Source organism: Caballeronia zhejiangensis, from assembly GCF_000698575.1.
Lineage (GTDB): Bacteria > Pseudomonadota > Gammaproteobacteria > Burkholderiales > Burkholderiaceae > Caballeronia > Caballeronia zhejiangensis.
In genome coordinates this window covers 26,033-39,172 of record NZ_JFHD01000049.1, presented here as the reverse complement: position 1 = coordinate 39,172, position 13,140 = coordinate 26,033, and the positions used below count along the sequence as shown (strand labels likewise).

Genomic DNA, 13,140 nt, shown 5'->3' with positions numbered 1-13,140 from the left:
CTGGGTATGGTCGACTTGCACGACGTCGAGCGGATTGCGGACAACAAAGTTTCCCGGAGGCGCATCGGCGTTCACGCGCTCGAGCGCCTGCGCTTCGCGATGAGTCGCCCACCACCGTGCAACCGTGCTGCGGCTTGGCGGTCGCGCGCCGCTCTCCGCACATCTTCGACGTATTTCAAGCGTGAGATCGGAGAGGGGATGGGCAAGCTGGCGTTGCTTCGGCAGCCATACGTTGAGGACGTCATCGACGATCGCCTCAGTGCGGCCGCCCAGCTGGCGCTTTCCGCGCTTTGGCCCGCGCTCGCGCGGCCTCATCGAGCTGTTTACCGGATCCGAAAGAAAGCGCCGTCGCAGACGGTAGACAGTCGCCCAATGGAGGTTAAGCAGTTTCGCAGCCTGCTTCGCCTGCTCAAGTGGCAGCGGCCCGGTCCCCAGCGGGCGAAGCACGCGGGCGATGGCTGCCTCCCGCTCAGCATCGTTCTCTGGTTTGGCCATTGACGTTGTCCGCGAGGAAGGTTGCCACCTACATTAGTACAATTGTTGGGCAACGGGGATACATTAGCCGAATTGATGGGCAGTAGTCGCTTTGGTCGTCGCATTTGCACAACACCGCCCAACGCTTCAGAAAGCGGAAATTTATCAATAAATCAATGGCTTAGGCGGCGGCGTCATTAGCGCGATAAGTGGGCGTCATTAGCGGAATTAACGAACCTCAACAGCTGCTGCGCAGTGCCTTCGCGTGGCTCGTCGACGTGCGCTATCTGGCGGGCAACCCGTGGGTGGCGATCAACGATCCTCCCGTCGTTCGCCGCGCGAATTCCATGCAGATCGATCGGGCGTTGCCCGCTGCGTTGTGGCGCAAGCTGCGTGACGAGCTCGATGCCCGGTCGGCACCGGAGCACGCTTCGCAGTGGCGCGCCTTGCGCGCGACGATCCTGCTAATGGGCGACTCGGGCTTGCGACGGGAAGAAGCCGCCTCGGCCCGTCGCGAATACCTCAAGCCCTCGGCGTACGGTACGCCCGAGCGGCCAGTGTGGGAGCTCACCCTTATCGGCAAGGGGCAGCGCGAGCGGACCGTGCCGGTGAGTGCGGCGACGCTGGTTGCCCTGCGCGCGCACTGGGTTGATCGGGGCAGGGCGTTCGATGTTGAGGACATGAGCGAGGCTCCGCATGGTCCACTCCTGGCGCCCATCTTTATTCCGTGGACGGAGGCTTCGCGCCGGCGTCACCGGCAGGCGCTTGCTGGAAAGAACGAAGATGGATCCAGCGTTCCATCAAGAGTGGAAGAGGCCGGCTACACCGCCGATGGGCTCAACCGGCTGATCGGCCGCATGACGAAGAAGCTCGTCGAGACGATGGACGCATTGAGCCTGGACGAGCGCGTCCAGCTCGACCGCGTGAACGCGCACGCCTTTCGCCATACCTTCGGCACGCAGTCGGTTGCGGACGACGTCCCGGTGGACGTTGTACAGAAAGTGCTGGGCCACATCTCGCTGCAGACGACGACCATCTATGTCCAAGCCGAGAAGCAGCGTGTACTCGAAGAAGTCGCGGGCTACTATGCACGGCTCGCAAAGCAAGCCACCACCCGCTAAACTTCCCACCGCTTCATTGTCTTGGTTGCGGCACGTTCAACAGGACCTATACCCCACAAGTCACCAGCGACTGGTAGTGAGCTATCCCTAGTTGGTATCGCTTAGGTAGCGTCCTGATTGCATGGTTCTTCTTTATGAGTCGGCGATGACCGGACAGTAGGTGTCAGATCTGTCTGGTCCATGGCGTCATGAATGACTAGTCATAACCTCTTCCGCGAAGCCGCAAATCCCCGTACATTCACGTCAAGATGAATTGCTGGAGAAATCAATGGCGACCGCGACGACGTCCGCGAAGGTAGTCTCGCTGCACACCGTGTCGGCTGACAAGGCGTCCGACAAGAAGTGGGGCAAGCCCGTAATGAAGCTTGGCTTCTGTGTTGTGCCGTCCGTGCTCTTGCGTGCTCAACAGCGGCTTGGGTTGAATCCGACTCAACTTGCCGTGCTGCTTCAATTGGCGGACTACTGGTGGGACCCGGACCGAAAACCGTACCCCAGCAAGCAGGCACTGAGTGAACGCCTCGGCCTCGGTCCGCGACAGATTCAACGATACATTGCTGAACTGGAAGAGGAAGGCCTGGTCAGGCGCGTTGAACGGCGTGCAACCAACGGCGGCAAGCTGAGCAACGAATACGACCTTTCCGGATTGGTAGAGCGTCTGAAGAAGATCGCGCCGGAGATCGAGGCAGCCAACGAGATGAAAAGAGCCGTGACCCGCCGCGGCGGAATCAAGAAGGCCGTTGTACCTCTCGCGTGATGCTCGCATCTGCAGATCGGAGCGTAGAAAAGAAAACGGCCCACCGAAGTGGGCCGCCTTTATCGCTTGTCTCTAGGGGGAGGCTTTCGCCAACAAGACCCAGAGCTAATGAGCGACATCATATCCATTATTAACGGTTTCGTCAACAGATGTCACTTGCCCTAACTCAAGCCGAGCTGGATGCCATCAGCTTAGCGTTATCGCCAGCGCGGCTCGGAACCTATATTCAAGCGGCCGCCAACGCCGGAAACAATGACGCGCTTCACCCGATCAAGCTCTACGGATGGAATGCGCAGTTGTCGGGGGCGTTTTTGACTCCGCTACAAATCTGCGAAGTCACCGTCCGAAACGGAATTTGCGACGGCATCGAGCGGCGCTATGGGGCTGACTGGCCGTGGGTCGCGGGATTCGAAAGAACATTGCCGGCCCCACGCTATGGCTTCAACCCTCAACGGGAACTGATCGACACGCGAAGGAAGTTTGCTCAAGGCGAAACCGGCAAGGTCATCGCCGAACTTAAGATGGCATTTTGGTCGCAAATGTTGACCCAAAGACATGATGGTCGATTGTGGACACCGTTTCTGCGTACGGTTTTCCCGAACTTGCCGGATGCTAAAACGCATACAGTTGCGCAGTGCCGCACGCTGATGGGAGTCGAGCTTGAAAAGCTGCGCAAGTTACGGAATCGGATTGCCCATCACGAACCGATCATCTCCTACAACCTACTGGATTACTATGCCTCGATTCACAGCCTTGTTTCCTGGCGGTGCAAAACGACCGCCAGCTGGATGGATAGCATCGAAACCATCACGACCGTCGTGAAGCAGAAACCATAGCGTGCTGCGCGAGACTGGCTGTCAGTCGATATTCTTCTCGGGATCGCCGCGCGCACGGCTTTCCGCAATTTTGCTGATTGCGCCGATTCGTTCGGCAAGCGTTGGCTGTCCTGCGGGCATGGGCTGCGGGAACAGCGTGAAAAAACCTCGTGCATGCCCCATTGCCATCAAAACACGAGTGAGGGTTTCGATACTTCCAATGCCGCTCAATTCGAACCGTTTATATGTTCGTAGCGCAATGCCCGCCTTTTCCGCAAACGCCGGCTGGGAATATCCCCCTCGAATTCGCTCTCGACGCACCCGCATAGCCAGATATCCAGCAATGTCCCTCTCGGTTGCCGAGCGGAGAAATTCGAGTTCTTGTTCTGGTGTCATGGATCGTGCCAAATATGGCACTGTCTGTTGATAACTTGTGCCGCGATCTTACTCGATCTGGCACAATAAATCCTCAGAATGAAAAAGGGCCTCGGAAAGAAGTACCCTCCGAGACCATTTTTCCACTATACTTGGTGTTCAAGCGATGACCGAACACAAGATGTTGTGGTTTTGCTAAAAAGAGAAACGGCCGGGGTGGTGCCCGGCCGCGTGCGACGAGGGGTTAGTGGTGTCCTCCCGCCGGCTTACTTTGCTTCACAAGAGCAGCCAGTGTATCACTTGGTCTCCGACCATAGCTGGCGTGTGGGTTTTTCAAACTGCTGCTTGACCTAAGTTCGGCACGTCTGCCGAAGGATTCCTGTCGTGCCGAGCTGTTGAGATAGGAGCAGTTGATGGCGAAAGTCTGCCATTTTCCGAAGCCTGTCCATGTCCGCGCATATGTACGCTTCCGTCGAGGTCGTCCCGAAACGGTTTGTGAACATTGCCGGTCGTGGCCGTCCGTTTAACAACGGAGTTGTATAGCGAGCCGGGGCAACAATAGCCCCGGCTTCTTACGTTGCGAATTAGGAAGCGAAAACCCATGGTTGCAAAAACGACGTACAAATGTGTAGCGAGAGAGATGTCTGGTGGCAGCAGCCACGAACACATCGCCTATCTGTGGTGGATCAAAATCGTCGACGGAAAAACCGTTGGCGAGCCCGCGCGTTCATCCCGTGAGCAGATGGTGGCTTTCATCGAAAACTACGATCAAGATCGGGTTTGGTGCCCAGACGTAAATCCCGGACGCACGGGAGCTTGGGTGCATGTGCATAGCAACGGCCGTATTAAATATGTCCAGACCGTCGCCGATGGTCGCAAGTCGGACAACCTTCTCTCGCTGCCGTTGCGATAGCGCGCCGGTGTGATGACAGCCGAACCTGCCGCCTGTAGCGCGCGCAACAGGTGGCAGGTTGGTCCGCCGCGATAAGTCATTCGCGCTGCCAATTCTTGGGGACTATCTCTGTTTAAGAATTGGGCGTTCGCGATCGATCTCGCTACTCGACTATCAAGCATATGCCAATCGACATTGATCAACTCTGCCGCACAATTAGAACGCCAGGGGAACTCCGAAATTTGCCTGGTTACGTCGAGAAGGTCAATCCCGCGCAGATCGGGCTTCGGCGCGTTATCTGGCCGTATGGCTTCGCGTCCGAAACGCACTGTGCCTTGACGAATTGCGGCACGCCGCACAAGGCAGGGGTGATCATCGAGCTCGAAGACGGCACAGTCTCCAACATTGGACACGTTTGCGGCGCCGACAAGGACAAGTTCTCGTCGAAGTTCACGGCGGAGATGCTCAAGTTGTCCGAGTCGCGACGTCGGGAGGCAATGCTGCCGATCCTTCTTGATCGACCGGCGCTTGAAAGAACGGAACGTGTTGTACGCGCCGCGTACCACGAGGCGGAAAATTGGGTCCGCCGCGTCGCTGCGTTTGCAGCAGGTTGTCCGGAGGCGGACAGGGAACTTCGGCGCCGAATCAGCGGTGGCGCCAGCATGGCAGTTGTTGACGTAGTCGAACGCTCAGAATCTGAAATCCGCGATCTGATAGCGGCTGGATTGGCAAGCAACCGTTCGGCCGCGCGCTACAAGGAAGTTGAGAAGGGCACTATCCGCGGCTCGACTGCGCTATCGCTCTCGGAGCAACGGATTTCGTCGCTCTGGCGCCGCGCAGATGCTTTGCTCGCTGCTAATCCGCAAGCCGTCGACATCGCCGGGCTGCAGAAACTATTCAACGAATCGGTCCATTTGCCAGAAGACGCACGACGAATCCTCGAAGAGTGCGAGGCAGCGCGGGTGTTCTTTACTCCGGCCAACTTTGCCCTGATGGCGATGCTACCGCTATCACCAGCGGCAAAGGGCGTGCTAACTGCGCTTACGATAGACAAACTCGATAACTCTGTAGTGCAATCACCCGCGCGCCAGGTCCTTCCGAATGCGGCAGGAGATCGGCCGCTTAACAAGAGGCAGCGAGATCTTCATCGAAAGATGGAAGCGATCCAGCGCGCGGCGCAACGGGTCATCAAACGATAGCGCAGCAGGTTCCGTTTCTGACCAGAGATCTTGACTAATGCGCATCACTTCGATGGGGTCTGCTCGCCCGAGTCCGCGAGATGGACGGGCGAAAGACGCGGTCTTCGCGCTGAACGTATCGGGCAAGCTCGTGCATGTTTCAGAGGTTCCACGCGGGAAAGCATGTGAGTGCTGCTGCGTTGCCTGCGGCTCACGTGTGATTGCCAAGCAGGGAAACCAAACCGCGTGGCACTTTGCCCACCTATCCACAGCGGATTGTCTGCACGCAGCTGAGACGGCACTGCATAAGGCCGTCAAACAAGTAATCCTCGAAGGAGATGTAATTCGCACTCCTGATCTCGTTGTTGAGGCGAGGGTGAACGTTGGCCCCTATGTTGGTCATGCAAAACGTTGCTTGAAGGGGCGCGCGGTCCTTTATGCTGGGCCTCGACTCGAGGTCCGTTTGGGTGAAATCGTGGCCGACGCGGTGGTCACAACGCACGACAGACAGTTAATCATCGAAGTCGCAGTCGAGCATCCTGTGGACGACGAGAAGCTCCGAAAACTCGCTTACATGCAGACGCCTGCGATCGAACTGGAAGCCTGGAGGTTGGATCGCACGGTGGATTGGACCAAAATCCGATCCTTCATCAGTGAGTCTGTCGAAGGGCGAAAGTGGCTGTTCAACTCGCGCGCCGGGCAACTGATGAAGGAGGCGCAGGCGGAAGCTCAAGCTCTGGCTGACGCACATGCCCAAGCTGCCAGACGCAACGTTACGAGCCGCGATATGCCACGGTCCCAGACAATGGCTGGTAGCTTTGGCCGTCGCGGGGACGATACCGTGCTGACGGGCGATTGGCAAACTGATGCAACGACAAAGTTGAAACGGCTGTGGCACAGACATCGCGTTGACCGGCTTCTCACCGTGACCCCCTCCTTCGCAGCGGCCGATATGATATTGCGGTGGGAGGAGAAGGATGCGCACGAGGGGGATGTGCAATCTCACTTCGAGAGTCTACTTGCAGTGCTGGCGACCATCGCACACATTACATATCGCGATGAGAACGGCGTTATCGTCGAGCTCCGGCAGTAACTCTAACTTGGGGCGAAGCCCGCCTTGTCGGGATCGAACGACAGGACAAGTTAAAGGCGAGGGACCGCGCTATGGCTTGCTCGAGCCGCCACGTCGCCCAGATTGATGCTTCCGTTCGTCATCGCCTCGCTCGCCTTCCATAGTTCTGCCGCGCGCCCACAATCCGCACAATTTCGATAATGCCGGTTCGCTTCAAGATCCGATAGACGAGCACGTAATTGGGCGCCAACACCATTTCGCGCGTGCCGCGGCGGCGGCCGACGCGGTATAGCTCGGGATGCTCAGGCAGGGCGTCCGTCTGTTGTTCTATCCGGTCGTCCAGTTCGAGCGCGGCTGCGGGGTTGTCCTCGGCGATGTAATCGAAGATGTTGTTGCGGTCCTCGCGCGCCTTCGCACGCCACTCGACGATCAAGATTCAGCCTCGCCGCCTGCGAGCCGCTTGCGCAACGCGGCCTTCTTGTCGGCCATCTCCTTTTGCACCTGCGCATGCGGCACGTTCGGCCGCGGATCGTCTAACGATTCCTGCACCTGTTCACGAAACCACTTTTCATATGCGGCCGCGTTCGAGTGCGTCTGCTTCATGGCTTCGGCGCGATCGGGTCGGCTCTGCCGATCGATTTGAGCTTCGTCGGGCCGCCACGCTTCAAGCGAGAATCGCCCATTCTGCAAACCGAGCGCGCGGATCACCTCGAGCGCCTTGACCGGGTTACGAAACGCGCGCGGCCGACGATTGTTCGAGGTGACCAGCACAGCAGTGCCGGCGGTGCGTGTCTCCAGCTCGATGAAGAACTGGCCGCCGTCGGCGCGAAGGATGGCATTTAGCACGCCACCGGCCTGGGCGGCGGCGGTGGCCTGTGACACATCGAGGGTTTTCATCGCGCACTCAATGAACGAGGTTTCCACGACTAATAGTAGCACGTGTACCGAATAATCATCGTGAGTGGTGCCATTTTGTCATAACGCCTCCCCACAGGGGTGTCATTTAAAGTAATACGAATACGCGGCGACATGCAGCGGTTGGATTTATCGTTATTCGTAACTCAAAATTGAAGCTCCAAACAGACAGAGGCGAAGCATGGCAGCCGATAAAAATATTTCGTTACCTGTAACAGAAAAGCGAGGTCGGGGCCGGCCGCGGAAGCTCGACGCCATGACGAACGCCCAGCGTCAGGCCGCCTTTCGGGCACGTCATAAGACGGACAAAAAACGCGTTACCGTAACGAAAAATGAGTATGACGAGCTTGTGCTCGAATGTGAGCGGCTGCGCGAAGAATTGGCGATGGCTCGTCGCGCGATCGCAAAGCCACGCGGCCGTATGGCGAGCGAGGGCGAGCCTCCCGCTGCCTCGGCGGTGTTGGCCAAGCCCGTGCCGCCGGCGGACGAGGCGGAATCGGATAACAAGCGGCTGGTGGTGACGATGAACGGCCGCGAGATTTTTTCGCTCCAGCGTCTGGAGGCGCATTACGGGATATCCAAGCGCGCCGTGCTAGAGCGGCTGATCTGGTGGGTGGATCGCAGCGTCGTGCAGTCCTTTGGAGAGGACGATATGGCATTTAACCGTTACTTGAGTCGCGTAACTAAAAATCGTTGAGGTTTTGAGCAAGAGCTCAGTTGCTCAATCAATGGTTCTCCGCGTGTGTCAAAGACGGATGCGATCGACCACGTCGAGGCTGACGTCGTCGCGGCGCCGGTCATACAGCTGCGTGGTGCGCGTCGACGCGTAGTTCGCCATCGCCGCTGCATTTTCGAGCGTGCCCGTTTTTCAGGTACGCGGTGATGCCGGTTGCGCGGAATGTATGGTTGCCGATCTTCGTGCCGATCCCGAACGCGAGCGCCCGACGCCGGATCATCGCATACGCGTTGGCCTGCGGCAGCGGCGTGGAACTCAGCTGCCCGGTGCCGCGCGCGATCGTGCGGAACAGCGGCCCTTTCGGCTCGTCGCGTAGGCCAGCCTGTTCGAGATACGCATGCAGATAGGCCTCAAGCGTGTGATGACAGGGCATCGCGTGCGCCTTGCCGCCCTTTTCACGCAGGCGCACCCATAGACGCCGCTGCTGCAAGTCCCGCCCCGTCGCGTGCTCGGTTACTACTCGATTGCGCCGACCTCCGCCCGCTATGAGCAGACCCCGGAAAGCGCTCGCAAGGGTCTGCCGCGACACGCGGTACCGGGCTTTCGCCTGGCGCGCCTCGCCACCGACGCAAGCCTGCATGGTGAGGGCCTTGGTACCCAGCTGCTGCTTGCGGCCAGTCTTCGATGCATCAAAGTCGCCGGCGAGGTCGGCGGCGTTGCGCTCTTCATCGACGCCAAAACCGAACGCGCCACAAAGTGGTACGAAGCGCGCGGGGCCGAGCGCCTGATCGGCGTGCCGGATGGTTTTCCGATTCCGTTGGTGATTCCTCTCAAAACCCTTGAAGCCGCATTGAAAGCGGCTGGCAAGCTCTAAGGGGCGTCTCTAATGACGTTTTTAGCCGTCGCCAGCATATGATGCAGCAAGCGATTTTCAAGAAGGCCTCGTGGATGAAAGCGAGCTGTTCGAAGCGAATGCGTAGCCGGCGAAAGTTGTGAAGCCACGAAATGGTTCGCTCCTGTCGCAGATGGGTGGAATAGCCTCGACCAGCGCCTGGAGTTGAGTCACGTCGTTGCGGTTGGCGCCGGTCAGTATCACCGCGAGCGGGATGCCCTGCGCCTCGGTGATGAGGTGGTGCTTTGAACCGGGTCGCGCGCGGTCTGTGGGATTCGGTCCTGTTTTTGACCTGAGCCCACAGCACGGATTGAAGATGAGTCAACGATGACGCGAGACCAGTCGATTTGGTCGGCTGCACGTAACCGCGCAAGCAGCACCTCGTGCAACTGGTCCCAGACGCCTGCCTCCTGCCAGTCACGCAGGCGACGCCAGCAACTCATGCCGCTGCCGCAGCCGATCTCGCGAGGTAGTAGGGGTCCCAACGCAGGCCTGTCTGTAAGACGAAGAGGATATACCCCGCCGATTTTCGAGCACAACGGCCAGAAGGTTATCCCGATCGAAAGCGTCTACGCTGTCTTCGAGGCCAAGCCGTCGATCAACGCGACTCAAGTGAGATACGCCCAAGACAAGGTCGAAAGCGTGCGTCGCCTCTATCGCACGAGCATGCTGTTCCTTGGCTACGGGTGGCGTTCAACTGCCCTCAAGAATGTGGGCAGATGTTGGCGTCCGGTTTGCATCGCTGATCCATGTTAATTGGGGCGCGTTCAAGTGATGCGTCCCTCGGATAACTTCACTGGCGCTTCGGGACGCTTCCGCTGTTGTGTCGTTCTCGTTGAACCGACGGGCGCGGTAAGCATCCCCACCATCGCATCGACAAAATTTTGAAACGGGTCAACTCTGTACCATGCCGAGTCTTTATGCTTATCAGAGTCAATTGACGCCTCGTAGGCCGTGAGAAATCCAGTCAACGACCAAAAGAAGAAGATCACGCGTTGAGCGACTATTTCCGGCGGGAAATCCGAGAGGAAATCGCGTATGTAAGCAACGGCGCGATCGTACTCTTTGTAATTCATCTCACGAGTCAGCGCACGAACTTGCGGACGGCGAGACTGCAGTACCATCCCAAGGAACCTCGCAGTGTGAGAGATGCTGCCGTCTAGGGGCTCCGAGAGTGGCCATGTTACGAGCGCCTCCACAACCTCTCTCAGTGAGAGCGGCCCACCGTTTCGCTCAACCTCTGCCAGCCGCGATCCCCACAACTTGTCGGCCTGGCCCATCGCCTCGATGATCACTTGGCGAATCAACTCCTCCTTGGAGCGGAAGTAGTAGTTCAACGAGCCCGGATTCTTGAGTTCGGCAGCGGCCACGATATCGCGGACGGTTACGGCTTCAACGCCCAACTTGGCGAACAGTCGCACAGCGGCGAGTTTAATGCGGTCAGAAGTATCCATATCGACAAGGTCGTGGGCCGTCGGCACCAACAATGTGGTTACAGCATTCTACTTTATCGACCTCGTCCCAAAGCGGCTTGTTGATAGAACCAACGCCGTGTTGATAGGACCGAGGCCGCCGGGTAGGGGTTTACGCAAGTATACACTTGTTTTATACAGTTGTTCTTGACGCTTGTTTTAATGGCTCGTATAGTCGACTCACGCTGGAACATTTCTCGAGCAGATCGACCCGATGACACGGATGAGAGACCATGATTTCTTTTGAGCTTTCCGAAGACCAGACTATCGCCCAATCGGCCCTCCGTGAGTTCGCTGCGGAGGTACTTGCGCCAAACGCCCGTGGTGTAGACGACGAGGCAAAGCTTAGCGCTTCAACGTTGGACCTTCTATGGTCCCTCGGTGTGGCGCAGTCCCGCCTGGACACAGACGAAGCCGGCGGCGCACTAATGAGCGCACTTCTCCTAGAGGAGCTTGCCCGAGGCGATGCATCCGCGGCAGTGGCTGTCGCATCCTCGTTAGGCTTTGCAGCAGCTATCCGCGATTTCGGCTCGCCTGAGCAAGTCGAGCGTTTCCGTTCCGTCTTTGCTGAAGAGAGATTTCATGCGGCAGGCGTATTGTTGGTTGAGCCGACCCCGGCGTTCGACCGAACTAACCTTCGAACCACTGCGCGAGTGGCGACAGGCGGCTACCTCTTGAGTGGAGTCAAGAGTTTCGTCCCTCTTGTGGACGACTGTCAGCATTTCCTAGTCGTGGCAAAACTGAACGACGAACAGGTAGCGTTCATTGTGGACGCGGGCTGCACGGGCCTAACGATTAGCAACCGACATGCAACACTCGGCTTGCGTGGGCTTGGTGCAGGAGAGATTGCCTTCGATAACGTGTTCGTGCCCGAGCAGAATCGCCTTGGCGGTCACGGAAGCTCGGTCGTTGACCGTTTGTTAGACGCCTCTCGCGCGTCACTCTCAGCCATCCTTACCGGGGTCAGCGCCTCGGTGATGGACTATGTGATCCCTTATACAAAAGAGCGCGTCGCTCACGGGAGTGAGCTTGCCAAAAAGCAGGTAATTGCCTTCCGCATAGCTGACATGCACATGAAGATTGAAGGAATGCGTTGGATGTACTGGCGAGCCGCATCGACGATCGACCAGCAGCGTCCCTCTTCCCGCTTTTCCCGTCTTTCTCAGATATATGCGAGTAGGAACGCGATGTGGATCGCTGACGAGGGCTTGCAGATGCTCGGGGGGCACGGATACACCCGAGACTTCCCGCTCGAGATGTGGTACCGCGACGTCAGGACCCTGTCGGTGCTGGATGGAATTGTCGGGATTTAGGATACGTCGAGAAATCTGGGAGATAAGAGATGATTGATTTTGAACTGTCAGAAGGCGATAAAGCACTCGTCGATGAAGCGAGAGAGCAGGCCTTGCTCGCTCGTAAATATGCACGCTTCTACGACAAGAATGAAAATGTCGTCCCGCCCCGAGAGCTAGAGGAGGCCATCGGTCGGCCAGACCCGTTCGAGCAGCGGCTAGATATGGACGGCCAGATCAGCGGGAAGGCTATTGTAGAGGCGCTGCTGCACATGGAAATGTTCCGTGGCGACGTTGTCCCTTTGAGGGTACCGAAAATCAGCCTCGGAAATTATGTACTGGAGAGCGTCGGTTCCCCAGAGCAGATCGAGCGTTGGGGAAAGTCCCGGATTGCCATCGGAATTACTGAGCCAGGGGCAGGCTCCGATCCGTCGCGAGTGACCACGACAGCCATCTACGACGAAGCGCGAGATGAATGGGTAATTAATGGGGAAAAGATTTTCATCACCTATGCCGAGGACGCTGACGCAGTAATGCTGTTCGCGCGCGCAAAAGGCGCTGATGGCAATTTCAGTCTGACTACCTTCTTGGTTGAGAAAGGGACGCCTGGATTTACCGTAGGTCCCCAGGTCAAAAAAATGGGCATTCGCGGGGAAGATACCGCGGGCCTCGTGTTCCAGGATTGCCGTCTGCCGTCATTCAATCACGTCAAGGCGAATTTTAAGACTGTCTTCGAGGTGTTCAATTTCTCTAGACCAATCGTTGCCGCGTTTGGGCTAGGAACCTCGCGGGCGCTTTTGGACTTCACCCTCGAAAAGCTAGCTGAGGTTGAAATCGTTCCCGAATACAGTTCCGGACTTGCCGGACGGTCGGCTATCGTGGATCGCTTGCTTGAGTTGGAGGCCGAGTACGAGGCTGCGTGGCTTTGTGTCGTGCGAGCGAAATGGCTGGAAGACAAGCGAGGCGGCGTCAAGGTCGAGGCTTCAACGGCAAAAGCGATGGGCGGGATGGCATCGCGCCGCATCACCCAAGGCTGTCTCGAGCTGCTCGGAAATTTCTCCTTGACCGAGGCAGAACTCGCGGAGAAATGGTTCCGTGATGCCCGTATCTCCGATATCTACGAAGGGCCGGGTGAAGTTCAGCGTTTGATTATCGCTCGTTCTCTGCTGGGTTACTCACAAAAGGACCTGCGATAAGAGACCCGCGAATAGA

16 protein-coding genes and 3 pseudogenes are annotated in these 13,140 nt (G+C 57.9%); 12 read left to right on the top strand and 7 right to left on the bottom strand.

The features are described 5' to 3' along the window. Nucleotides 1–495: transposase family protein (locus tag BG60_RS38875; RefSeq protein ID WP_479389487.1), on the bottom strand; the 495-nt coding region annotated here is incomplete at its 3' end. Between the two features lie 188 nt (nucleotides 496–683). Between BG60_RS38875 and BG60_RS32915 the strand changes: the two genes are divergently transcribed. The 3 genes from BG60_RS32915 (at nucleotide 684) to BG60_RS32905 (ending at nucleotide 3,185) form a co-directional block, all read left to right on the top strand. Beyond that, nucleotides 684–1,595: a tyrosine-type recombinase/integrase gene (locus BG60_RS32915; RefSeq protein ID WP_008344968.1), complete on the top strand. Its 912-nt coding sequence runs from the start codon at nucleotides 684–686 to the stop codon at nucleotides 1,593–1,595. Nucleotides 1,596–1,863: 268 nt separating this feature from the next. Further along, nucleotides 1,864–2,349 carry a helix-turn-helix domain-containing protein gene (locus BG60_RS32910; RefSeq protein ID WP_034474142.1) on the top strand — a complete coding sequence of 162 codons (486 nt, stop codon included), beginning with the start codon at nucleotides 1,864–1,866 and terminating at the stop codon, nucleotides 2,347–2,349. 149 nt (nucleotides 2,350–2,498) lie between these two features. Next, complete coding sequence (locus tag BG60_RS32905) at nucleotides 2,499–3,185, top strand: hypothetical protein (protein ID WP_008344964.1); 687 nt, start codon at nucleotides 2,499–2,501, stop codon at nucleotides 3,183–3,185. Nucleotides 3,186–3,206: 21 nt separating this feature from the next. Here the strand turns inward: BG60_RS32905 and BG60_RS38485 are convergent, their stop codons facing one another. Beyond that, nucleotides 3,207–3,560, bottom strand: coding sequence for an ACT domain-containing protein (locus BG60_RS38485; protein ID WP_144403609.1), 354 nt, complete (start codon nucleotides 3,558–3,560; stop codon nucleotides 3,207–3,209). 580 nt (nucleotides 3,561–4,140) lie between these two features. Here BG60_RS38485 and BG60_RS37540 point away from each other — a divergent pair. The 4 genes and pseudogenes from BG60_RS37540 (at nucleotide 4,141) to BG60_RS39810 (ending at nucleotide 6,702) form a co-directional block, all read left to right on the top strand. After that, complete coding sequence (locus tag BG60_RS37540; RefSeq protein ID WP_008344963.1) at nucleotides 4,141–4,452, top strand: DUF3892 domain-containing protein; 312 nt, start codon at nucleotides 4,141–4,143, stop codon at nucleotides 4,450–4,452. Nucleotides 4,453–4,613: 161 nt separating this feature from the next. Then, nucleotides 4,614–5,630 carry a hypothetical protein gene (locus BG60_RS32900; protein ID WP_051078931.1) on the top strand — a complete coding sequence of 339 codons (1,017 nt, stop codon included), beginning with the start codon at nucleotides 4,614–4,616 and terminating at the stop codon, nucleotides 5,628–5,630. A gap of 37 nt (nucleotides 5,631–5,667) precedes the next feature. Then, nucleotides 5,668–5,880 (top strand): annotated as a pseudogene (locus tag BG60_RS40245) (competence protein CoiA family protein); the annotation flags it as partial. Between the two features lie 192 nt (nucleotides 5,881–6,072). Continuing rightward, the gene (locus tag BG60_RS39810; RefSeq protein ID WP_034474139.1) at nucleotides 6,073–6,702 is read left to right on the top strand and encodes a hypothetical protein; all 630 of its coding nucleotides are present in this window, start codon (nucleotides 6,073–6,075) and stop codon (nucleotides 6,700–6,702) included. A 118-nt stretch (nucleotides 6,703–6,820) separates the two neighbouring features. Here the strand turns inward: BG60_RS39810 and BG60_RS32890 are convergent, their stop codons facing one another. Together BG60_RS32890 and relB are read right to left on the bottom strand one after the other, a co-directional pair. After that, nucleotides 6,821–7,114 (bottom strand): type II toxin-antitoxin system RelE/ParE family toxin, encoded by a 294-nt coding sequence (locus tag BG60_RS32890; protein ID WP_008344957.1) that lies wholly within the window; start codon nucleotides 7,112–7,114, stop codon nucleotides 6,821–6,823. Continuing rightward, nucleotides 7,111–7,578 carry a type II toxin-antitoxin system RelB family antitoxin gene (relB, locus tag BG60_RS32885; RefSeq protein WP_008344956.1) on the bottom strand — a complete coding sequence of 156 codons (468 nt, stop codon included), beginning with the start codon at nucleotides 7,576–7,578 and terminating at the stop codon, nucleotides 7,111–7,113. Before relB ends, BG60_RS32890 begins: the two co-directional genes overlap by 4 nt. Before the next feature lie 199 nt (nucleotides 7,579–7,777). Here relB and BG60_RS32880 point away from each other — a divergent pair, with 199 nt between their 5' ends. Further along, complete coding sequence (locus BG60_RS32880; protein ID WP_033535933.1) at nucleotides 7,778–8,293, top strand: hypothetical protein; 516 nt, start codon at nucleotides 7,778–7,780, stop codon at nucleotides 8,291–8,293. A gap of 48 nt (nucleotides 8,294–8,341) precedes the next feature. Here BG60_RS32880 and BG60_RS32875 read toward each other — a convergent pair. Then, nucleotides 8,342–8,762, bottom strand: a pseudogene (locus BG60_RS32875) (tyrosine-type recombinase/integrase); the annotation flags it as partial. Between the two features lie 15 nt (nucleotides 8,763–8,777). Between BG60_RS32875 and BG60_RS32870 the strand changes: the two are divergent. Continuing rightward, the gene (locus tag BG60_RS32870; protein ID WP_008344949.1) at nucleotides 8,778–9,146 is read left to right on the top strand and encodes a GNAT family N-acetyltransferase; all 369 of its coding nucleotides are present in this window, start codon (nucleotides 8,778–8,780) and stop codon (nucleotides 9,144–9,146) included. Here BG60_RS32870 and BG60_RS37535 read toward each other — a convergent pair. Then, a pseudogene (locus tag BG60_RS37535) lies at nucleotides 9,103–9,696 on the bottom strand (IS5 family transposase); the annotation flags it as partial. The gene BG60_RS32870 and the pseudogene BG60_RS37535 sit on opposite strands and share 44 nt — an antisense overlap. On the opposite strand from BG60_RS37535, the gene BG60_RS40110 reads away from it, so the two are divergent. Continuing rightward, entirely contained in the window at nucleotides 9,657–9,920 is a 264-nt protein-coding gene (locus BG60_RS40110; RefSeq protein ID WP_338152094.1) for a DUF6602 domain-containing protein, read from the top strand. The pseudogene BG60_RS37535 and the gene BG60_RS40110 sit on opposite strands and share 40 nt — an antisense overlap. A gap of 11 nt (nucleotides 9,921–9,931) precedes the next feature. On the opposite strand, the gene BG60_RS36550 is transcribed toward BG60_RS40110, so the two are convergent. Beyond that, complete coding sequence (locus BG60_RS36550) at nucleotides 9,932–10,618, bottom strand: TetR/AcrR family transcriptional regulator (RefSeq protein WP_008344946.1); 687 nt, start codon at nucleotides 10,616–10,618, stop codon at nucleotides 9,932–9,934. 251 nt (nucleotides 10,619–10,869) lie between these two features. Here BG60_RS36550 and BG60_RS32860 point away from each other — a divergent pair, with 251 nt between their 5' ends. Next, complete coding sequence (locus BG60_RS32860) at nucleotides 10,870–11,949, top strand: acyl-CoA dehydrogenase family protein (RefSeq protein WP_008344943.1); 1,080 nt, start codon at nucleotides 10,870–10,872, stop codon at nucleotides 11,947–11,949. Between the two features lie 29 nt (nucleotides 11,950–11,978). Further along, complete coding sequence (locus BG60_RS32855) at nucleotides 11,979–13,124, top strand: acyl-CoA dehydrogenase family protein (protein ID WP_008344941.1); 1,146 nt, start codon at nucleotides 11,979–11,981, stop codon at nucleotides 13,122–13,124. The last annotated feature ends 16 nt before the right edge of the window (nucleotides 13,125–13,140 follow it).

Bases quoted from the DNA above. Each gene is read 5' to 3' on its own strand.
- relB (WP_008344956.1), bottom strand. From the start codon at position 7,578: ATGAAAACCCTCGATGTGTCACAGGCCACCGCCGCCGCCCAGGCCGGT.
- BG60_RS32880 (WP_033535933.1), top strand. From the start codon at position 7,778: ATGGCAGCCGATAAAAATATTTCGTTACCTGTAACAGAAAAGCGAGGT.
- BG60_RS37540 (WP_008344963.1), top strand. From the start codon at position 4,141: ATGGTTGCAAAAACGACGTACAAATGTGTAGCGAGAGAGATGTCTGGT.
- BG60_RS38485 (WP_144403609.1), bottom strand. From the start codon at position 3,560: ATGACACCAGAACAAGAACTCGAATTTCTCCGCTCGGCAACCGAGAGG.
- BG60_RS32900 (WP_051078931.1), top strand. From the start codon at position 4,614: ATGCCAATCGACATTGATCAACTCTGCCGCACAATTAGAACGCCAGGG.
- BG60_RS32860 (WP_008344943.1), top strand. From the start codon at position 10,870: ATGATTTCTTTTGAGCTTTCCGAAGACCAGACTATCGCCCAATCGGCC.
- BG60_RS36550 (WP_008344946.1), bottom strand. From the start codon at position 10,618: ATGGATACTTCTGACCGCATTAAACTCGCCGCTGTGCGACTGTTCGCC.
- BG60_RS32905 (WP_008344964.1), top strand. From the start codon at position 2,499: ATGTCACTTGCCCTAACTCAAGCCGAGCTGGATGCCATCAGCTTAGCG.
- BG60_RS32855 (WP_008344941.1), top strand. From the start codon at position 11,979: ATGATTGATTTTGAACTGTCAGAAGGCGATAAAGCACTCGTCGATGAA.
- BG60_RS32910 (WP_034474142.1), top strand. From the start codon at position 1,864: ATGGCGACCGCGACGACGTCCGCGAAGGTAGTCTCGCTGCACACCGTG.